Raw genomic sequence first — 21,882 nt, 5'->3', positions numbered from 1 at the left:
CCCCGACATACCTGACAACCTACGCGTAGCACTGACCATGGCTGAGCAGAAAGCGCCGAATATGCCGGCGCGGATTTACAGCGACATCCTGAACCGCATCATCGAAGGCGAATACAAGGAAGGGGAGCGCCTGCCGACCGAGCACATGCTCGCGGAACGCTTCGCGACCTCGCGTCCGACCGTGCGCGAAGCGCTCGCGCAACTGCGCGCGGACGGCATCATCGCCACGCGCCACGGTTCGGGCACCACGGTCATGCGCCGTCCCGATCCCGATGTGCGCCGCTTCGCGCCGCTCGAAACGTTGTCGGACATCCGTCGCTGCTACGAATACCGCGTGGTGGTGGAGTCGGGCGCCGCGTCGCTCGCCGCGCAGAAGGCCGACGACGCCGACATCGCCGCGATCCGCCACGAGTGGGACAACCTGCAAACCATCATCGAGACTTCGGGCATTGGCGCGAAGGACGACTTCGCCTTCCATATGGCCGTGGCGCGCGCCTCGAAGAACCAGTTCTTCATCACCGCGCTGTCGGGCATCCAGGAGCAGATGGTGTTCAGCATGAACCTGTCGCGCAATCTGTCGCTCGTGAAGTCGATCGAGCGCCAGCGCATCGTGCAGCAGGAACACCTCGAAGTGCTCGAAGCCATTCAGGCGCGCAACGCCGAGCGCGCCGCGCAAGCGATGCGCGATCACCTCGAACACGCCGTGAGCCGGATGTTCGGTTCCTGATCCGTTCGCAGCATCCCTACGCACCGCCCATAGAAAAAGCGGGTTTCGTTTGCACGAAACCCGCTTTTTTCACATCTGTCGCCCGCTCACCGGCGCGTGGCCGGCGAGGGCGCGTGCGCTTTACGCGCAGCTTAAGCCGTCTGCTTGGCGGCGCGCGTGGCTTGCGCGGCAGCCTTCGAAGCGGCCTTGGTGACGGCTTCGAAGTTCGTTTCCGCCATTTCGGCGGCTTGCTTCGCGGCCTTGTTCACCGAGTCGTAAGCGCCTTGTGCTGCCGTGATGGCCGACTTGAAGGCGGCAACCGCGGTTTCCGAGCCGGCCGGTGCGTTCTTCGCCGCGTTGTCGACGAAGGTTTGCACGGCGTGTTGCTGCTGCTCGATCTGGCTTTGCGCGGCCTGAGCGAATTCCGACTGCGCGGCCGAGACGATGGCGTACACGTTGCGGCCATAGGCCAGCGCCTTTTCGGCGGCCGGCTGCGCGAAGCCCGCTTGCAGCGCGAAGAAGCCTTGCGGGTCCTTCGACGACAGCGAGCGCTGCGCGTGTTCCTGGCCTTCGGCGATTGCTGCGCGGGCCGTTTCGATGTTCAGTTCAGCCAGCTTGACCGCACCTTCGAACGCCTTGGTCGTGAGACCAAAGAGGGCTTCGAGACCGGCTTTCTGGGTGGCGGCGAATTGTTCGGGAGTGGGCAGAGACATGTCGTTGTTCCTGATTGTAGGGACCGCTACGCGTCGGTTCCGTGGCGAATAAAAGAGGACTTTCAGTCGAATCGATCACCGGGTCGCGCATTGATGCGATGCAGCAATCGAGTTCATGATATCGCAAAAGAAGCCTGTGTCAAGCACTTTATTGTGCGTCGCAACATTTCAGTAAACGCTTGATTCGCATCGGAAATAGTTGTCGATGTGCGGGGCGCTCGACAGGTGGAAATTGCCGATGCGAAACACATGAATCCGATCGGAAAAACGCGCCGCGGACACACGTTTCCGATCGGCAACGCGCCGCCGCGCGACCGGCAATCAACCCGTGTCAAGACGCGGCACGAGTTAAGCGCATCGCCTGGCTCATCCGTGCACAATGCTCTTTCCCTGGCGCGGCGGACCGCGCGCAGAACCGTCCCACAATCCAGCCGCGACGCCCCACTGAGAAGGAGCGCGGAACGATCCGTGCAGCGCGGCCTGGCGATTCCACAGGAGATGTGAAATGGCTGATTCGAGCGGCAAACCTCTGGGCAAATCCACGACGAGCGCGGGCGCACCGGCCGTGAGCGACCGCAATTCGCTGACGGTGGGACCGGACGGTCCGATCCTGCTGCACGACGTGCATTTCCTCGAACAGATGGCGCACTTCAACCGCGAGAAGGTGCCCGAGCGTCAACCGCACGCGAAGGGCTCCGGCGCATTCGGCGAGTTCAAGACGACTGAGGACGTTTCGCAATACACGAAGGCGGCGCTGTTCCAGAAGGGCGCGGCCACCGAGATGCTGGCGCGCTTCTCGACCGTCGCGGGCGAGATGGGCAGCCCCGATACCTGGCGCGACGTGCGCGGTTTCTCGCTGAAGTTCTACACGACCGAAGGCAATTACGATCTGGTCGGCAACAACACGCCGGTATTCTTCGTGCGCGATCCGATGAAGTTTCCGCACTTCATCCGCAGCCAGAAGCGTCTGCCCGATTCGGGCCTGCGCGACGCCGAAATGCAGTGGGACTTCTGGACCCACAACCCGGAAACGGCGCACCAGGTCACGTATCTGATGGGCGAGCGCGGCTTGCCGAAGACGTGGCGCAACATGAACGGCTACGGTTCGCACACGTATATGTGGGTGAACGCGCAGGGCGAGAAGTTCTGGGTCAAGTATCACTTCCACACCCAGCAGGGCATGGCCCACTTCACGAACGCCGAAGCGGAAGCGATGGCGGGCCGCGACGCCGACTTCCATCGCCGCGATCTGTTCGAGGCCATCAAGCGCGGCGAATTCCCGTCGTGGACGCTGTTCGTGCAGGTCATGCCGTATGCGGAGGCGAAGCACTATCGCTTCAATCCGTTCGATCTGACCAAGACCTGGTCGCACAAGGACTACCCGCTGATCAAGGTCGGCACGATGACGCTGAACCGCAACCCGGAGAACTTCTTCGCGCAGATCGAGCAGGCCGCGTTCTCGCCGGGCAACACGGTGCCGGGCATCGGCCTGTCGCCGGACAAGATGCTGCTGGGCCGCGCCTTCGCCTATAACGACGCGCATCGCGCGCGCATCGGCACGAACTTCAACCAGCTGCCCGTGAACCGCCCGAAGGTGCCCGTGCAGACCTATCAATTCGACGGCCATATGGCGTTCGACCATACCGGCAACGCGCCGGTCTACGCGCCGAACAGCTTCGGCCGTGCGTGGGCGGACGAAACCGGTCCCGCCGACGACGGCTGGGAAACCGACGGCGACATGGTGCGCAGCGCCTACACGCTGCACGCGGAAGACGACGACTTCGGCCAGCCCGGCGATCTCGTGCGCAACGTGTTCAACGACAAGCAGCGCGAACTGCTGGTCGAGCAGGTGGTGGCGAGCCTGAACGGCGTGGGCAGCCCGGTGCGCGAGAACGTGTTCACGTACTGGAAGCATATCGACGCCGACGTGGGCCGCCGCATCGAGGAAAAGGCCGGCGCCGCGAAGGTGGCGGAGCCCGTGAAATGAGCGTGTGAAATAGCGTTTGAAACAGGCGTGTGAAATAAGCCGCGAGTCTTCGCGCGCGCTTCATCCTGCTTCATCCCGAACCGGATCGGCCCACGCGGGCCGCTCCGGTTTTTTCATTTTGATTACCGCTGCATGACGGCCGCCGGGCTCCAAACTGACACGCGCGCCATCGGGCGGCTTCTGCGCTGTCAGGGACGAAGGCCCATAATGTGCGGGTCGCCGGGCTGCCGCATCGCGCGCTTGCCGCGCGTGGCGGGAATAATTTCGGCGCGCGGCGCGTTAACCCATCTGACCCGTTACGGCACGCTCACGTGAAAACCTCTCTCTCCGCCGAATCCCGCTTCGACAGCGCCGCCGCCTCGCAAAAGTACACGCGCGTCGCCGTGCTGCTGCACTGGTCGATCGCCTTGCTGATTCTCGCCAATGTAGCGCTCGGCCTGACTGCTGCGCTGCTGCCCGACGGCACGCTCTCCGACGAGGCGATCCGCTTCGTGATCGACACGCACAAGTCCATCGGCATCACCGTGCTCGGCCTCGCGATCCTGCGCGTGCTGTGGCGCGTCACGCATCGTCCGCCGCCGCTGCCCGCCGAGTTTCCCACCTGGGAAAAGGTCGCCGCGCACGCCGCGCATATCGCGCTCTACGTGCTGATCTTCGCGATGCCGCTGTCCGGCTGGCTGCACGATTCCGCGTGGGTGGCCGCTGCCTCGCATCCCATGTATCTGTTCGGCCTGTTCGAATGGCCGCGCATCGGCTTCATCATGAATCTCGATCCGGCGACCAAGAACCAGCTGCACGAGCAATTCGGCGCGCTGCATACGGCGTGCAGCTACGCGCTGTATGGCGTGCTCGCGCTGCATATCGCGGGTGCGCTCAAGCATCAATGGATCGATCGTCATTCGGTGCTGCGCCGGATGATGCCCTGAACGCTGCAACGGTTCGATCAACCGAGGTTCGATTCAACCCGCTGACGCCATGCATCGACGCAACGAAGAAAAAAGGATTGCCTTGAACGACTCGCTCGACCAGGCGCTTGCGCGCACTTCGCCGCGCCTCGCGCCGCCGCCCACACCGCTCATCAGCGTCGTGATCCATCTGAGCGTCATGGTGCTCTGGTGCGTGCTGTTCGCGCGCGCGTTCTTTCTGCAAGGCGTGGTGGCGTGGTCGACCGGCATCGCGTATGTGATTTACGACACGGTGCTGCTGCTGTTCGTGGCGTGGCAGGCGCGCGTGCTGCTGCGTCCCGTCGATGCCATCGACACGGCTGCGGACGGCGTGACGGACGATGCTGCGGCGCGCGCGCGGTCCACGCTCGGCGTGATCGTCGCCGCGCACAACGAGGCGGCGGTCTTGCCGATCACGCTCGACGCGCTGTTCGCGCAGACGCGCGCGCCGCAGCAGATCGTGATCGCCGACGACGGTTCGAGCGACGGCACGGCCGCGCTGCTCGCGCAACGCTACGGGCTCGCCGATCCGGGCGAAGGGCGCATGAGCGCGCCGTCCGCGCGCTATCCGGCGCTGCGCTGGCTCAAGCTCGCGCACGGCGGCAAGGCGCGCGCGCTCAACGCGGCGCTCAGCGCGATGGACACCGACACCGTGATGACCGTCGACGCCGACACGCTGCTCGAACCCGACGCCTGCGCCGCGATGGCCACGGCGTTCGGCCGCGAGCCTCAACTGGTCGCGGCGGCGGGACTGCTCACGCCGGTCTGCGGCAATTCGGTGAGCGGACGGTTCTTCCAGTGGTTCCAGACCTACGAGTACATCCGCAATTTCATCTCGCGTTTTGCGTGGATGCGCGCGGACAGTCTGCTGCTCGTCTCCGGTGCGTTCGCGGCGTTCCGGCGCGAGGCCGTGATGACCGTGGGCGGTTTCGATCCGCATTGCCTCGTCGAGGACTACGAACTGATTCACCGCCTGCGTCGCCATTCGGCGCTCGAAGGATTGGGCTGGGACGTGCGCGTGATCGGCACGGCGCGCGCGACCACCGACGCGCCCGGCACGCTCACGAGTTTCCTGCGCCAGCGCCGCCGCTGGTTCGCGGGCTTCCTGCAAACGCAGTACTGGTATCGCGACATGACCGGCAATCGCCGCTACGGCAAGCTCGGTCTCATGATGCTGCCGGTCAAGGCCTTCGATACCGTGCAGCCCATTTACGGGCTCACGGCCTTCGCGCTGCTGCTCGGTTTTCTGTTCGATGGGCGCTTCACGATCGTGCTGCCCGTGCTCGCGGTGATCGTCGGCAAGATCGCGATCGATCTCGCGTTCCATCTGTTCTCGGTGCACCTGTACCGGCGCTGGAGCGGCGACCGCACGCACTCCAGTTTCGGCATGGCTTTGCTGGCGGCCATCTTCGAGCCGTTCTCCTTTCAGCTCATGCGTCACACGGGTGCCACACTCGGCTGGTTCCATTTCCTGCTTGGGCGGCGTAAATGGGGCGTGCAGCAGCGCACCGGACTCAGCGCGCATGGCCAGCGCGAAAGCGCGGCCTCGTCGCGCTGAGCGGGTTCTCGGTCTCGATGTCCGCGTGGCCGGTTCCGGCGCGCATCAAGACGATATTCGTCTTGATGCGCCACGCATTCCTCTGATCTAAACGCCGCTCGCCCGGTCCGCACCGCCTCTGCACCACGATGAGGCGCGCGGACAGTTGGCGTCGCCAGCCGCTCGCGCATTGCGCGGCGGCTTTCGTTTGCGCGCGCCAATTTGCACCACGACGGCGCGCGAAACGGGGCGCGCGTATGGCATGTCCCTTGCTTTTCCCGAATACGCAGCGCGCCACGCATGACGCCACGACGATCATGCGTGCGAGACGCGCCGCTGCATCCACGCGCGAGAACGAGCCGATGCAAGTCCATGACGAAATGCGCGACGAGGGCGCGGTGCGCCCACACTACGAGCGGTTCCAGCACTGGCTGGAGCGGCAGACTGGCGAGACGATGGCGCGCAAGCGCGCCGAGGCGGACCTGCTGTTCAGGCGCGTCGGCATCACGTTCGCCGTCAACGGAGACCTGTCGGGAACCGAGCGGCTGATTCCGTTCGACCTGATTCCCCGCGTGATTCCCGCGGACGAATGGACGTTGCTCGAACGCGGTCTGCGGCAGCGCGTGCAGGCGCTCAATCTGTTTCTGCACGACGTCTATCACGATCGCGACATCGTGCGCGCCGGGCGCATTCCCGCCGAGCAGGTCTACACCAACGCGCAGTATCGGCCCGAGATGCAGGGCATCGATTTGCCGCTCGGCGTCTACGCGCATATCGCGGGCATCGACATCGTGCGCGACGGCCGCGATGGCGCGTTCTACGTGCTCGAAGACAATCTGCGCGTGCCGTCCGGCGTCTCGTACATGCTGGAAAACCGCAAGATGATGATGCGGCTCTTTCCCGAACTCTTCGTGCAGCACAAGGTGGCGCCGGTCGCGCATTATCCCGATCTGCTGCTCGAAACGCTGCGCGCCTGCGCGCCCGCGGGCGTTGACGATCCCACCGTCGTGCTGCTCACGCCGGGCATGTACAACTCGGCGTATTTCGAGCATACGTTTCTGGCGCAGCAAATGGGCGTCGAGCTGGTCGAAGGCAGCGATCTGTTCGTTGAGGATAACTACGTGTTCATGCGCACGACGCAAGGCCCGCGCCGCGTCGATGTGATCTACCGGCGCGTGGACGACGACTTTCTCGATCCGCTCGCGTTCCGCGCCGATTCGGCGCTCGGCGTGGCGGGTCTGCTCACGGCGTATCGCGCGGGCCGCGTGGTGCTCGCGAACGCGATGGGCACCGGCGTGGCCGACGACAAATCGATCTATCCGTATGTGCCTGACATGATCGAGTTCTATCTCGGCGAAAAGCCGATCCTCAATAACGTGCCGACGTGGCAATGCCGCCGTCCCGACGATCTCGCCTATACGCTCGACCATCTGCCCGAACTGGTCGTCAAGGAAGTGCACGGCGCGGGCGGCTACGGGATGCTCGTCGGTCCCGCCTCGACGCGCGCGGAAATCGAGGCGTTTCGCGCGCGCCTGCTCGCGCGGCCCGGCAATTACATCGCGCAGCCCACGCTCTCGCTTTCGGCGTGTCCGACCTTCGTGGAGGCGGGCATCGCGCCGCGCCATATCGACCTGCGTCCGTTCGTGCTGTCCGGCAAGACCGTGCAGATGGCGGCGGGCGGCCTCACGCGCGTCGCGCTCAAGGAGGGCTCGCTGGTCGTGAATTCGTCGCAAGGCGGCGGCACTAAGGACACGTGGGTGCTCGAATAAACCCGATCGACAGAATCGCTGCAACTGGAACCGCTGCAACTGGAACCGAAGAGGAACGACCATGCTGAGCCGTACCGCCGATCATCTGTTCTGGATGGCCCGTTATATGGAGCGGGCCGAGAACACCGCGCGCATGCTGGACATCAATCTCAAGGCGCTGCTGCTGCCCGGCAATGCCGACGACGAGGCGCGCACGCATCGCGCGATGTTGCGCATCTCCGAGCTCGACGCGGCCTTCGACGCGCGTCACGAGAAAGTCACGCGCGCGAACGTGCTTGAATTTCTGGTCGCGGACCCGACCAATCCGTCGAGCATCTATTCGTGCCTGCAGGCGGCGCGCGAGAACGCCCGCGCGGTGCGCGGCACGCTCACGACCGAGTGGTGGGAAACGGTCAACGACACCTGGCTGCAATTTCACGAGCTATTGCGCAGCGACGAATTGAGCACGCACCCCGAAACGCTGTTCGAGTGGGTGAAGTTCCGCTCGCATCTGTCGCGCGGCGTGCGCGTGGGCACGGCCTTGCAGGACGACGCGCTGTTCTTCACGCAGCTCGGCACGTTTCTCGAACGCGCGGACAACACCGCGCGCATTCTCGACGTGCGCTTCGTGGAAGTCGATAACGCCGATTCGCGCTCGGCGGCGCGTCAGCTCGAAGACTTCTATTACTGGACGTCGATCCTGAGTTCGGTGTCGGCGCTCGAAATCTATCGCAAGGTCTATCGCGACGTGGTCACGCCCGCGCGCGTGGTCGAACTGCTGATCCTGAACCAGCAGATGCCGCGCTCGCTGCTCGCCTCGATGGACGGCGTGTGCGCGAATCTCGCGATGCTGCGCACCGATACGTCGAAGGAAGTCGAGCGCACGGCGGGCAAACTGCGTGCCGAACTGCTCTACGCGGATCTGCGGCAGATTTTCTCGGTGGGCGTGCATACGTTTCTGACGCAGTTCCTCGCGCGCGTCTACGAACTCGGCAACCAGGTCGCGCGGACTTATCTGATGTTGCCGGTGGGTTAAGCCGGCCCGCGCGGATCGATATCTTTTTCGTCTCGATGCTGTTTTATCGTCGCTTTAGAGGACATTCGCCATGCAACTCGCGATTCGCCACGACACCGTCTATCGCTACGACGCGCCCGTGCATTATTCGATTCAGCAGTTGCGCCTCGCGCCGCTCACCACGTCGAGCCAGATCGTCACGCAATGGCACGTGGATGCGCCCGGCAAGCTCGAAGCGAGCCGCGACGCCTACGGCAACGCGCTGATGACGCTGGTGCTCTCGCGGCCGCACAGCGAGATCCGGCTGCGCGTGCGCGGCGAAGTGGAGACCGTGCCGCTCGCCGACGGCCGCCTGCCCGAAGGCGAGGGACCGATTCCCGCCCAGCATTTCACCTCGCCCACGCGCCTGACCGAAGCCGACGAGCCGCTCACCGCGTTCGCGCAGAGCCTCGCGCCGCTCGACCGCGCGGCGGCGATTCTCGACGCCGCGGCGCGCGTGACCGAGCGCGTGCGCTACGAAGCGGGAGTGACCGACGTCACGCATACGGCCGCCGACGCGCTCGCGATGGGACGCGGCGTCTGCCAGGACCACGCGCACGTGATGCTCGCGCTGTGCCGCGCGCGCGGCGTGCCGGCGCGCTACGTGAGCGGCTATGTCGATCCCGGCGATGTGCCCGAGATGGCGAGCCACGCATGGGTCGACGTCTGGCTCGACCACGGTTGGACCACGGTGGACGTCACGCACGCGTGCTTCGCCAGCGAGAAATACTGCCGCATCGCGGTCGGCCGCGACTATGAAGCGGCGGCGCCGGTGCGCGGCCGCCGCATCGGCGGACTGAACGAGACGATGGACGTGAACGTGCGCGTCAGCGCGCAGGGCGCGCAGCAATAGTTTTCTCGGTATCGCAAAGGAAACTCAAGGCAATTCAAGGAGACGGCGCGCGTTTCGCATCGGCAACCACGGTGCGCCGAACGACGCGTCGAAGGAATAGCATGACCTACTGTGTGGCAATGGCCGTCGACGACGGCCTCGTTTTTCTCGCCGATACGCGCACGAACGCGGGCGTCGATCACATCAGCATCTCGCGCAAGATGGCCGTGTTCGAGGAGCCTGGCGAGCGCGTGCTGGTGCTGCTCGTGGCCGGCAATCTGGCGATCACGCAGGCGACGCTGCAAGTGCTCATCGAGCATCAGGATCCCGCGCGGCCCACGCTCTGGAATGCGCCGAGCATGGTCGAAGCCGCGCGCATCGTCGGCGAGGCGGTGCGCGAGGTGCATCGGCGCGATGCCGAAGCGCTCAAGGCGTTCAACGTCGATTTCAATTGCAGCTTCATCCTGGGCGGCCAGTTGCGCGGCCAGCCGATGCGGCTGTTCCAGATCTACGCGGCGGGCAATTTCATCGAGACGTCGAGCGTCAATCCGTATTTCCAGATCGGCGAATCGAAGTACGGCAAGCCGATCATCGACCGCGTGCTCACGCCGCGCACGCCGCTCGACGAGGCCGCGAAATGCGCGCTGATTTCGATGGATTCCACCTTGCGCTCGAATCTCTCGGTGGGCTTGCCGCTCGATCTGCTCGTGTACGAGCGCGATACGCTGCGCGTGACGCGTTATGCATCGCTCGACGAATCGAACGCCTATTTCGACATGCTGCATTCGACCTGGGGCGCGCGGCTGCGCCAGGTGTTCAGCGAAATTCCCGATCCGCTCTGGACCGACAACGGCAACGTGCCGCGTCAGGATCGCGTCGAGTTGCCGATCGTCGCGCGGCCCGCGCACGAGGGCGGCAGTGCCGAACCGCGCCTCGCGCAGACGCTCGCGCAAGGGCCGCAACCGACGCTGCCGCCGCGCGAGAGCTGACGGCTTGCGCGGTTTGGGCGGGCATGGCCTGCTGTTGTCGATACGGTTGTCGTTGATGCTCCCTTCGCCGTAGCCTGAGACGCGCGCGTCGCGGACGCGCATGTCGCGAACGCGCGCGCACGCGGTATCCTCCTGCGTGATGTGTAGTACGCGTGGTGTAGCACGCGTGCGGTGCGTGAGCCCGCGCGCGTCTTTCGACCGGACACAGGACACAGGAGACAGGCTCATGAAGCACGACGACCCGAAGCCCGAGGACCAGCACGACACGGGCAGCCCGATGAGCGATCAGGACGCCACGCACGGCCCGCGCGGCCCCGACGATCCCGCGCGCCGGCGCGTGCTCGGCGGCCTCGCGGCGGTCGGCGTGGGGCTGGCGATCGCCGGCTGCGAGACGCCGGGGCAGGGCGCGATGGCCGGGGCCGCGGCGCCGCGCCGCGCAGCGCAGGCGACGCGCGTATCGATGCGGCGCTGCGCGACCAGGTGCGCCACATCGTCGTGATCTACGCCGAGAACCGCAGTTTCGTGAACCTGTACGGCAATTTTCCGGGCGTGCAGACGCCGCTCGCGGGCGTGGACGCGGCGCGCTACACCCAGCTCGACCGCGACGGCAAGACGCCGCTCGCACAGTTGCCGAAGATCTGGGGCGGCCTCGTTCCGCAGGCGCAGGAAGTCGGCGGCAAGCGCTACATGATCGGCGAACCGGCCATCGCGGGGCTCGCGAACCAGCCGTTTCGCATCGCCGACGCGCAGGGCCAGCCGCTGCCGAACGGCGTCATCACGCGCGACCTCGTGCATCGCTTCTATCAGAACCAGATGCAGATCAACGGCGGACGCAACGACCAGTTCGCCGCGTGGGGCGATTCCGGCGGCCTCGTGATGGGCTATTACGAGAACTCGGCGGACACGCTGCGGCTCTGGCAACTCGCGCGGCAATACACGCTCTGCGATAACTTCTTCATGGCCGCGTTCGGCGGATCGTGGCTCAACCACATCTTCCTGATCTCCGCGCAGGCGCCGTTCTATCCCAACATCCAGGCCAGCCCGGCGAAGCACATGGTCTCCGTGCTCGATGGCGACGATCCGCTCGGCACGCGTCTGAAGATGGCGTCGGCGAGCCCGGCGTCGGCGCTCGGCGGGCCGCCGAAGTTTGTGAACGACGGCGCGTTCACGCCCGACGGCTACGCCGTCAACACGATGGCGCCGCCCTATCAGCCGAGCAGCGTGCGCCCGGCCGAGGAGGGCAATGCCGCGTGGGCCGATCCCGCCGATCCGCGTGTGATGCCGCCGCAAACCTACGCGACGATCGGCGACCGGCTGTCGGCGAAGGGCGTCGACTGGGCCTGGTACAGCGGCGCCTGGCAGTACGCGCTCGACCATCGCGACACGGGCGCTGTGCCCGATTTCCAGTACCACCATCAGCCCTTCAACTACTTTGCGAACTTTGCGCCGGGGACGGCGGCGCGCGCGCGGCATCTGCGTGACGCGGGCGTCGGCGACGATCCGGCCACCAATCGCCTGCTCGCCGATATCGACGCGGGCCGCCTGCCCGCCGTCACATTCTACAAGCCGCAGGGCAATCTGAACATGCACGCGGGCTACGCGGATGTGGAGTCGGGCGATCGACATGTGGCGGCCGTCATCGAGCATCTGCAACGCAGTCCGCAGTGGGCTAACACGGTGATCGTCATGACGCACGACGAGAATGGCGGCTGGTGGGACCCGGTCGCGCCGCCGGCCGGCGACCGCTGGGGGCCGGGCTCGCGCGTTCCGGCGCTGGTGATCGCGCCGTTCGCGAAGAAGGGCTACGTCGATCACACGTTCTACGACACGGCGTCGATCCTGCGCTTCATCAGCCGCGTGCACGGCCTCGCGCCGCTCGACGGCGTGGCGGCGCGCGATCGTGCGCTGACCGCGCGCGGACAGACGCCGCCGGGCGATCTGACGGCGGCGCTCGATCTGGCTTGAGCTGGCCGAAGGGATGTAATCGAACGCAAAGCGAGGAGGGCGCGGGCGGCGCATGCGCGGCGCGTTCGTCGTCTGCGCACGTGTTGCGCATTCGTAGCGCAGGTTGCCGCTTTCGTGACTGGAGCGACTAACTGTCCGTCCGATCAATGGGTTGGCGTAATCTCCAGGGGGTTATCCCCAAAGTTGTCCACGAAATCTGTGGACAACTTTTCTGCGCAAAAAATGTGCATTTCCGGTGCTCTGTGGTGAATTTTCGTTTTGGGTCAGTGACTTAGGTGAAATGTCCCAAGGTTGCCCACAAGGCTGCCAACAAAAACTGTGGACAAGCCATCCGCCAATCTGGCGATTCACGACCAATCTGCTTCCATCGGGAACGTCGTGAACAATCCGATACGCTTCAGGCACTTGGCGCACTCGTCCCAGGGTTACACACAGGGCTGTCAACGAAATCTGTGGAAAACCTGGGATTGGTGGTGTGCGGGGTGGTGAGCATTTGCGCAGATAGTCACGGTGGGGACGAGCTATCTCTCTGCGCGAGCCTTCCGGCATTGCCGCCGGAAGGCGACCAGGGCTTCAGGCGTCAGCCGCCTGCCAGACGAGCGCGACCGTTTGCAGAACGATCAGCATGCGGGACGTTGGCGTCCAAACCGACGTTTTGACATTCGGCGCACACCGCCAGGCACAGACCATCCACAAAAACAGCCCGGCGGCGTAAAGCATGACCACGGCCAGCAACATGAGCGTGGATACCTCGGCCTGCACGCACGCGCGCAGGATGAATCCGGCGACGAGGCCATAGGGGAGTCCCATGAGCCACCATACCTTCCAGCACCGCTCCTGACCACGCCACGCCTTGATAAGCATCTTTGCCTCCTGTGCAAGTGGTCTTCAAGCGTAACCCGATCTCAAAACTTTCGATTGCCAGGCACTGCGTAGGGTGCGGATGGAGCGCTATGAACGGAAGTCAACGCCGGGGAGCCTGAAACTCGATAGCGGTCAATATCGCGATAGCCCGTGGTTCTAAGCTTTTCGTTTTCTCCCCACGAGCGAGGTTCGCCATGCGCCTGACACCCGGGTTGGTATTTCTGGTTTGTTGCGGTGTACTGATTGTATGCAGCGTCCTGTCGTTCACTGCTACCGCCATCGTTCCCATTTTCCTGACAACGGTTGCGGCCGGGACAATCGGTGTCGGCTGTTTGTTCTGGCTGAAGTATGTACGTGATCGGCGTTGGTTCTAGACGCGAACCGCGTGTATCGCGGGCGGTAAACCAACCTGCCAATTTCTGCTGGATCGTGCATTGCGTTGCGTCAGTGCGTCAGATACTTCCATCCAGAGATTTGCATAACCAGGCAATAAAAACGCGAATTATCTGAAAAGGAAATATGTATGGGCCAACAAAGTGATGTGCGCTTTACGTTCAGAATTGCCAGAATGGAATTCGACGTGGTGAGCTTCCGGCTGAAAGAGGCTATCAGCCGTCCATACGAGCTATGCGTCGAACTTTCCAGTGCCGATTCCGCTGTCGATTTCGGCACGGTGCTCGATCAGTCTGCCACCTTCACGATCTGGCGTGACGAGACCGCCGTGCGTTATGTGAACGGACTCGTCAGCTGCTTCGAGCAGGGCAAGACCGGCTTCAGGCGTACCTATTACCGCGTGGTGGTCGAACCGCAGATATCGCGCGCAGATCTGCGGTCGGACTGGAGAGTTTTCCAGCAGGAGAGCGTGCCGCAGATTCTTCAGACCGTGCTCAAGCGCTCGGGTATTAACGACGCCGTGCAGGATCTGACCAAAGAGCATCTGGTGCGCGAATACTGCGTCCAGTCCGGCGAGACGGATTTCCACTTTATCAGCCGACTCTGCGCAGAAGAAGGATTGTTCTATACGCATCGGTTCAGCGCCGCGGAGCATCGCCTCGTCTTGGGCGACCGGCTCTATGTCCACGGCACCATCGAAGGCGGTCCGGTGATTTACAACGCCACGCCCGGTGGTGACCAGGCCGAGCCGTGTATCACCCAGTTCAGTTACGCCGAGCGGGTGCGGACTTCCCGCCAGGTCCAGCGGGACTACTCCTTCAAGAGTCCGCGATACAGCCAGGAGCATAGTAGCGACGGGGCGAACCTCGAACACCAGGGCCGGGAATACGAACGTTTCGACTACCCGTCGCGCGCGAAACGCGACGAGGCGGGCCGTCCCTTTACCGAAACCCGTCTGCTTGCGCTACGGCACGACGCACAGATCGCCGGGATCGAGGGCGACGATGCGCGCCTGCAACCGGGGCTCGCGTTCGATCTTGAGGGCCACGCCCGCGAGGACTGGAACACGGGCTGGCGCGTAGTGAGCATGATCCACACCGGCACGCAGACCGTGAGCCAGTCAGAGGAAGCGGCAGAAGCCGATGTCGGCACGCAGTACGGCTACACGGCGAACATCATTCCCGACCACATCGAGTGGAAACCGGAACCGCCGCCCAAACCCCGCATCGATGGCCCGTTGATCGCCACCGTCACCGGGCCTGCTGGAGAAGAAATTTACTGCGATGAATTCGCGCGTGTCGTCGTTCAGTTCCCCTGGGACCGCTACGGGAACAACGACGAACATAGTTCCTGCTGGATACGCGTCGCGCAGAACTGGGCCGGTGCGACGTGGGGGCACATGGCGATACCGCGCATCGGGCAGGAAGTCATCGTCGCGTTCCTCGATGGCGATTGCGACCAGCCGATCATTATCGGAAGAACGTATCACGCGACCAACCTGCCGCCGTATGAACTGCCGCGTCACAAGACGCGCATGACGATCAAAAGTCAGACGCACAAAGGCGAAGGCTATAACGAACTGCGTTTCGAGGACGAGAAGGACCAGGAGGAAATCTACGTTCACGCGCAGAAAGATCAGAACATCCACGTCAATCACGACGAGACGACCTTTGTCGGCAACGACCGGAAAGAGAACGTCGAGCATGACGAAACGATCGACATCGGTCACGACCGCACGGAGAGCGTAGGTAACGACGAGCAGGTGAGCATCGGACACAACCGGACGCACACCATCGGTCAGGACGCGATGCTCTCCGTCGAGCGAAATCACACGATCAATATCGGCAAGGATCGCGTCGAGCAGGTCGGCAACCACCGCAAGGACCAGACCACGGCGAATCACATCATCGATGTGGGCGGGCATGTTGAGGCGTCCGTGCAGGGTCACCACAAGCTCAGCGCTGGACAGAGCATCGAGCGGCAGACGCAGCACTACGAGCTGAAGGCGGGCGACCGTGCCGTGATCCGGGGGCCGGGAGGCAGCATCACGCTTGACGGCAGCGGCGTGACCATCGAAGGCCTCGCCATCAAGCTCAAGGGGCCGATCACACAGTCCAGCGGTGCGGGCAACCACTTCTCCCTGAGCGGTAACCCCTTACCCGGACTGCCACCGGACGACACCTCCCTGTCAGGCCTGCTCTCCGATTAACACCTTACCGACCAGGCCAACCAGATGCTTGTCAGTCTCCCATTCCTCACCGGCGCAACCGACGACGATGCCAGCGGCGACACCCTGGGCGAAGTGACGGGCCAGGGCGCATTTCCCCTGAGTTCACAGTTCGGCTGGCATGGCGGCCAGCACTTCCAGGCGCCGGGTAATCCCGACTCGCCCGAAAGCGTGCGCGCCATGGCGGACGGCTCGGTGGTGTTCGCACGCGCCAGCGACCCCATCCCCGATCATGCCGACGATCCCGCCGTGCTGGAGGCCAATCCGCTGCTCTACTACAAGGGCTGGACGAGTAACGGTGTTGTCATCCTCAGGCACGACACCGAGATCGGCGAAGGCGTGCGCGTCACGTTTTATTCCATCTATCAGCATATGCATACGCTGGTCACCCATACCGTGACCACCCGGAAAAAGGACGCGCACGGTCACTGGCATAGCACCACGCAGGAAGTCCCGCTGGCGCGTGGTGACAAGGTGTATCGAAAGGATTCGATCGGGACGGCGGGCGCGATCTACGGCCAGCCCAACCGCATTCATGTCGAGATCATCGCGGATGAAGCCAACGTCGCGGCCCTGATGGGGCGCAGCCAGGGACCGCTCGCGCAGACGCGGACCACCAGCGTCTGGGGTGAGAGCCATATCGTCGTGCCCGCTGGCACGCCGTACTACGACAAGGACCCCCGCGACGCGCGGCTCACCTACGCCGTGCGCGCATTCAATCCTGCTACGCCTCCGGCTGGTCACGAAACCCTCGCATCGATTGCCGCCCAGTTCGCCACCACGCCTGCGCGCCTGAACGAGATCAACAAGGACCTGATCGCCCGTCTGCGCACGCAGTACCCAGGGCTGAACAACTGGCTCGATGCGGTGACCGGCGTGTGGCAGCACAACCGGAACCTGCCCCCGCCGAACAACCGCAACATCACCGTACCGCCAGTCTGGGGCGATGGACCCCAATCGGTTGCTGTACCGCCCGAGGTCTGGGCTCAGTGGCAGCTCCGGCCGCTGGGGCGCACCACGGGGCGGTTCATGATTTCCCTTGCGGAAAGCCAGGGCACCTTTACGCTCACGACCCGCGATACCACAGGCAAGGCGCTGTGGAAGGCGACGGAGGGCAGCTACGATCTCTATGACCGCGCCCGCAAGGAATTTCCCGGTTGCCCCAGCGCGGGATCTGAGTTGTTGCGCCTCGGGCGTGTGCTCGGTCCTGAAGCGCTGGCGGTCAGCGACCAGTACCGTGGACACGTGCCGCATCTTCGCAAGGTGCGCATCGACGGCAACGAAGTGTTTATCGATCTGAATGCACAGGGCATTCGCGTGCACAGCGACGCGGACTTTCCCGACTGGCAGGGCTGGACCTTCATCGATGACGACACGGACGGCAACAGCCGCTGCGACTCGCAGAAGCTGATTGAGCTGATCCTGGCGCAGTTGCCGCCGACTGAGTCACCAGCGGCGAGTCAGGAGGCACAGGCTGCGCCAGTGGCGACGCCCGCGGCGCAACCGTCGGCCGCTGACGACCGGGCGCGGCAACGGCTGCGCCGCGCGTACCTGGGAACGCACGAGGCGCGCGTGCGCGAGCGTCTGAAGCGGTGCGTGGTGAAGATGCCGACCGAGTGGGCGCGCGATGACTTCGAGCAGCGCTGGGGCTGGGTGCAGCTCCCGATGGGAAGTATTCCGGCCAGCGTGCTGCTGCCGATGTGCCTGTCACCGCAGGCGTACCAGAAGTTCAGGCTGCACCACGCGAAGTTATCTTTCTGGGAGGACGCGCAGGCGGCGGGGCTGCAACTGGACAAGGTGCATTACCACTTTCATCCGCGCCTGTTCGTGGAGACGTTCAGGCGCTGTGGGTGGTTGAGTGAGAGTGAATTGGTACAGATGTTGCCGATGTCCGCACTGAGGCGCGCTGGCTCCGGGTGGGTATCGGAAGCCGTAACATACCCCGCCACGGCCGAGAGAAATGTCCAGAGGACACGCGATGCGCTTAACAAGGCACTTCGCAAATACGGCATCTCATCGAGTCGACTGCGCATGGCGGCGTTTTTCGGTAACGCCACGGAAGAAACGCAGTGGTTTCAGAAGCTGCACGAAGAAGCCCTAACGCAAAGATACTACCCGTGGGATGGTCGCGGCTTTCTCCAGCTCACATGGCCGGCGAACTATTTCAGGTACTGGGAGTTCCGGGGGCGGCAGATCGACAAGAGCCTGAAGGACGAAATGGACCGGGCGCAGAGGGAAGCGAACAGCACCGGAACCAATGCGCCGTTGCAGGACAGCAGGCATCCGGGATTGACTGCGCAGATGCGACAGTGGCGGGAAGACGTGCACGATACGTTGTTCCCCGATCCTTCGGATAGTGCTGGTGCGTACTGGGCCTGGACAAGTGCGGCGCAGTTTGCCGATCAGCAACCGATGTTCCAGCGGAGGACGCAAAACGTCAATCACACAGCGCACGTTTACTACAGTTGCGAATCGTTCGGACAGGTGGCCGCAACAGTCAACTTCGGCAGTCCTACTACGAACGCGAGTTCAATTGCGAACGTAAACGGGATTGTGATGCGTTACCAGGCCTACGTGAACGCGCTGTTCGTGCTCGATGATTACCGGTTGTTCCCGCGTGCACAAGGGCAGAACGAACTCCCGGAAGGGTTTGAGCGGAGGAAGGTGTAATGGACATTCGGCAGATACTGGTAGGTGCATTCCTGGGTGGGGTCGTAGCGCTCGCATGGGCGAAGCAGCCGCATGCAGTTAAAACCGTTGTGCATCAGATGAACATCGGGCCGTGTCACTTTTCCCTGTCTGATCCCTATAAGGGGGAAACCTCTTGGCCGACAGGCGGGCTCTATTCAGCCGTGATCAAACCCAAAGCGCGTCATCCGTACTTAACGGAGATTCAGTTCAGTTGCGAGAATCCCGCGACACCTGAGACATACCTCACCAGCAGCATCAAATTGACAGAACGCGGATGGAAGCTGGACACCTCGCATGGGGATTCGGGCGCTCCAGGCGTAAACACGACGCTTTACCTCCTTCATGGGAGGGGGTGGGAGGGGGCGGGCACGACGCAGGATCAGACCAACGGCGACGAACGGAGACGTTCGCGCGCATTCACTTTCTGTATTCCCCACCGGCAGCTTGCACTGTGCGGTTCAATACCGACTGTGGCCTATCTGATGTGGCCGAAAGAATCCGTGCTGCCGCAGGTCATCAAGCTGCTTGAGTCCATCGAGTTCATCGACACACCCGAACAGGCGGCATCCAGCGTTCCGGCTACATCACAACCGGACGAACGTCGGTAACAAGGTTAATTGATTCGTTGTGTCGTCAATCTTCGTAGTCCCACCACGAACGCGAGTTCAATTGCGAACGTAGACGGGACTGTGGCGCGTTACCAGGCCTATGTGAACGCGCTGTTCGTGCTCGATGATTACCGGCCGTTCCCGCGTGCACAAGGGCAGAACGAACTCCCGGGAGGGTTTGAACGGAGAAAGGTGTAATGGAAATCCGGCAGATATTGGTAGGTGCATTCCTGGGTGGAGTCGTAGCGCTCGCATGTGCGAAGCAGCCGCGTGCAGTTAAAACTGTTGTGCACCAGATGAACATCGGGGCGTGTCACTTTTCGCTTAGTGATCCTTATCGGGGAAGAACCGCTGGGCCGAATAGCGGACTCTATTTGGCCCTCATCAAATCCAAAGCGCGTCATCCGTTTGAAACGGGGATTCAGTTCAGTTGCCCTAATCCCGCGACACCTGAGACATACCTCAACAGAAGCATTAAATTGACCGCGCGCGGATGGAAACTGGATACATCGACTGAAGATCCTGCGTTACCCAGCCAGCGCACAACGTTATATCTCCTTCGCGGCAACGGGTGGGTGGGGGCGGGTACGACGCAGGATCAGACCAACGGCGACGAACGGAGACGTTCGCGCGCGTTCACTTTCTGTATTCCCCACCGGCAGCTTGCACTGTGCGGTTCAATACCGACCGTGGCCTATTTGATGTGGCCGAAAGAATCCGTTCTGCCTCAGGTCATCAAACTGCTTGAGTCCATCGAGTTCATCGACTTGCCCGAAACGCCTTCTTCCAGCGGCGTGGTTACGCCGCAACCGGGTACAGAGCAGTAGTTCAACCAGACCTTGCGTGCGGCCATGATTGGGGGAGGCTGCGCACTGCACTTTTTCGTAGGCACCCAACTCGCCGACGCAGCAATCGGCCCGCGGCGCCGCATGCCGATGAAATCAGGTATGACGTAGGGCGGTACATCGTTCTGTAACCCCCGCGAGTTCCCGATAGCGCGCGGGAGTCGATACAGCGTCGATTTGTAAAAACAACCGCCGCCCAGAGGGATCCCTGCAAATATTGCATCACCCAAAACCTCGCACAGCCCGAACATTTCCCATCAACCCACCCCAAACTCTGATATCGGTAACACCCGAGTTGCGCGCATCCGCGATTCCACCCGATAATCTCGTTCGATACGCCTGACGACGCACCCCGCGCGTCGCGGCCTTTCCCTCGCCACTCTCCATCGCGCCGTGCTCAAGAACTCGCGCTTTGTCGGTCTCCTGCATATCCCCGGTTTCCTGCCGCTTGCCGGCGCCACCCTGATGCTCGGCGTGGCGATGTCGTTCACCGCGCCATATCTCTCGCTGTTCGGCGTCGAGCGCGCGGGCATGACACCCCTGCGGCTTGGCCTGTTCATGACGACGATCGCCATGAGCGGCGTGATCGCCAGCACGGCGGCGGGCCGCTGGAGCGACGCCACGGGCAAGCATCGTCCGCTGCTGCTCGCCTCGTTATGCGCGGCCACGCTCGGCTATATCTGTCTATGCATCGTGCGTGACTACCGCTTGCTGCTGGTGGTCGGCATCGCGTTCATCGGCGCGGGCGGATGCGCGCTGTCGCTGGTGTTCTCGTTCAGCCGCGCGGCGCTGCCCTGCGCCGACGACGCCGAGCGCACCTTCGCCAGCGCGACGCTGCGCACGATCCTCTCGGCGGCGTGGGTGTTCGGCCCGGCGGTGGGCGCGCTGGTGCTGGCGGCCACGAGCTTCTACGGTCTCTTTCTGTTCGCGGCGGCGAGCTTCGCGGCGTGCGGTTTCATCGTCTGGCGCATGCGCGAGCCGCGCGCCGACGAGCACGCCACCCAGCATCTGATGACGCGGCCCACGGCGCAGGAGGTGGCGCAGGAAATCGCCGAGGAGGCCATCGCGCCGTACGAGGGCCAGCCGCTCACGCAGGCCGAAGTGCAGCCCGCCGTGACGCAGCGCGTGCATCCGAGTACGCCCGAGGCCACGCAGAAGGACATCATGCGCGCCGTCGTGGCGCTCACGCTGATCGGTCTCGCGGCCAACGCGACGATGATCGTGCTGCCGCTCTACATCGTGCACGGGCTGGACGGCACGCGCATCGACGTCTCGATCATGCTCGGTCTTGGCGCGTTCATGGAGATTCCGATGATGCTCGCGCTGGGCGCGAAGGCGTCGAAGCTCAACAAGCCGAACTGGCTCGCGGCCTGCGCGGTGGTGCACGCGGTCTACTTCGCGTCGATGGCGGCGGCGCCTGGCGTGAACGCGCTCATCCCGATGCAGATTCTCAACGCCTTCGTGGTCGCCGTGACCTCATGTCTCGGCATGACTTACGTGCAGGATCTGATGCCCGAATCGCCGGGGCGCGCGACGGCGCTGTTCTTCAATGCGTCGCGGCTCGGTTCGATTCTTTCGGGCGTGCTGTCGGGCATGCTCGTGCAGGCTTTCGGTTATCGCGGCACGTTCCTGTTTTGCGGCGTGCTTGCGCTGTGCGCGCTCGTGCTGTTCGCGGTGCCGGGCGAACAATATCCGAAGATGGCGCGCGCGATACAGCGGTTTCTGCGCGAGCGGGTGATGTCGCGCACGCGTCGCGATTGAATCGGCGTGCTGGTGTAA

General features: G+C 63.6%; 15 protein-coding genes and 1 pseudogene. 14 read left to right on the top strand and 2 right to left on the bottom strand.

Features of this window, described 5'->3' with window-relative positions; genetic code table 11:
* Positions 1-37: 37 nt before the first annotated feature.
* On the top strand, positions 38-727 hold the full coding sequence (locus tag LDO54_RS30300; RefSeq protein WP_224014972.1) for a FadR/GntR family transcriptional regulator: 690 nt from the start codon (positions 38-40) through the stop codon (positions 725-727).
* 131 nt (positions 728-858) lie between these two features.
* On the opposite strand, the gene phaP is transcribed toward LDO54_RS30300, so the two are convergent.
* Positions 859-1,419, bottom strand: a complete 561-nt coding sequence (phaP, locus tag LDO54_RS30295; protein WP_224014971.1) for a TIGR01841 family phasin — start codon at positions 1,417-1,419, stop codon at positions 859-861.
* A gap of 505 nt (positions 1,420-1,924) precedes the next feature.
* On the opposite strand from phaP, the gene LDO54_RS30290 reads away from it, so the two are divergent.
* The 8 genes and pseudogenes from LDO54_RS30290 to LDO54_RS30255 all read left to right on the top strand — a co-directional run bounded on the left by LDO54_RS30290 (position 1,925) and on the right by LDO54_RS30255 (position 12,475).
* Complete coding sequence (locus LDO54_RS30290) at positions 1,925-3,406, top strand: catalase (protein WP_224014969.1); 1,482 nt, start codon at positions 1,925-1,927, stop codon at positions 3,404-3,406.
* 311 nt (positions 3,407-3,717) lie between these two features.
* Complete coding sequence (locus LDO54_RS30285; protein ID WP_224014967.1) at positions 3,718-4,332, top strand: cytochrome b; 615 nt, start codon at positions 3,718-3,720, stop codon at positions 4,330-4,332.
* 82 nt (positions 4,333-4,414) lie between these two features.
* A complete protein-coding gene (locus tag LDO54_RS30280) occupies positions 4,415-5,908 on the top strand; it encodes a glycosyltransferase family 2 protein (RefSeq protein WP_224014965.1) in 1,494 nt (497 codons plus the stop codon).
* 341 nt (positions 5,909-6,249) lie between these two features.
* Complete coding sequence (locus tag LDO54_RS30275; protein ID WP_224014963.1) at positions 6,250-7,656, top strand: circularly permuted type 2 ATP-grasp protein; 1,407 nt, start codon at positions 6,250-6,252, stop codon at positions 7,654-7,656.
* A gap of 61 nt (positions 7,657-7,717) precedes the next feature.
* Positions 7,718-8,671, top strand: a complete 954-nt coding sequence (locus LDO54_RS30270; RefSeq protein ID WP_224014961.1) for an alpha-E domain-containing protein — start codon at positions 7,718-7,720, stop codon at positions 8,669-8,671.
* 70 nt (positions 8,672-8,741) lie between these two features.
* Positions 8,742-9,542 (top strand): transglutaminase family protein, encoded by an 801-nt coding sequence (locus LDO54_RS30265; RefSeq protein WP_224014959.1) that lies wholly within the window; start codon positions 8,742-8,744, stop codon positions 9,540-9,542.
* Positions 9,543-9,643: 101 nt separating this feature from the next.
* Positions 9,644-10,510: a proteasome-type protease gene (locus LDO54_RS30260; RefSeq protein WP_224014957.1), complete on the top strand. Its 867-nt coding sequence runs from the start codon at positions 9,644-9,646 to the stop codon at positions 10,508-10,510.
* 277 nt (positions 10,511-10,787) lie between these two features.
* Positions 10,788-12,475 (top strand): annotated as a pseudogene (locus tag LDO54_RS30255) (acid phosphatase).
* A gap of 573 nt (positions 12,476-13,048) precedes the next feature.
* Here the strand turns inward: LDO54_RS30255 and LDO54_RS30250 are convergent.
* Positions 13,049-13,339 carry a hypothetical protein gene (locus LDO54_RS30250; protein WP_224014955.1) on the bottom strand — a complete coding sequence of 97 codons (291 nt, stop codon included), beginning with the start codon at positions 13,337-13,339 and terminating at the stop codon, positions 13,049-13,051.
* A gap of 523 nt (positions 13,340-13,862) precedes the next feature.
* Between LDO54_RS30250 and LDO54_RS30245 the strand changes: the two genes are divergently transcribed.
* The 5 genes from LDO54_RS30245 to LDO54_RS30225 all read left to right on the top strand — a co-directional run bounded on the left by LDO54_RS30245 (position 13,863) and on the right by LDO54_RS30225 (position 21,864).
* On the top strand, positions 13,863-15,941 hold the full coding sequence (locus LDO54_RS30245; protein ID WP_224014953.1) for a type VI secretion system Vgr family protein: 2,079 nt from the start codon (positions 13,863-13,865) through the stop codon (positions 15,939-15,941).
* Between the two features lie 24 nt (positions 15,942-15,965).
* Positions 15,966-18,629, top strand: coding sequence for a M23 family metallopeptidase (locus LDO54_RS30240; RefSeq protein ID WP_224014934.1), 2,664 nt, complete (start codon positions 15,966-15,968; stop codon positions 18,627-18,629).
* Positions 18,629-19,258, top strand: a complete 630-nt coding sequence (locus LDO54_RS30235) for a hypothetical protein (protein WP_224014932.1) — start codon at positions 18,629-18,631, stop codon at positions 19,256-19,258. The genes LDO54_RS30240 and LDO54_RS30235 overlap by 1 nt, the downstream gene beginning before the upstream one ends.
* 197 nt (positions 19,259-19,455) lie before the next feature.
* A complete protein-coding gene (locus tag LDO54_RS30230; protein ID WP_224014931.1) occupies positions 19,456-20,085 on the top strand; it encodes a hypothetical protein in 630 nt (209 codons plus the stop codon).
* 411 nt (positions 20,086-20,496) lie between these two features.
* Complete coding sequence (locus tag LDO54_RS30225; protein WP_224014929.1) at positions 20,497-21,864, top strand: sugar efflux transporter; 1,368 nt, start codon at positions 20,497-20,499, stop codon at positions 21,862-21,864.
* Positions 21,865-21,882: the final 18 nt, after the last annotated feature.

The sequence above is a fragment of the Paraburkholderia tropica genome, assembly GCF_914484835.1.
GTDB lineage: Bacteria > Pseudomonadota > Gammaproteobacteria > Burkholderiales > Burkholderiaceae > Paraburkholderia > Paraburkholderia tropica_A.
The sequence above is the reverse complement of the archived record's forward strand: the minus strand, read 5'-3'. Positions and strand labels throughout refer to the sequence as shown.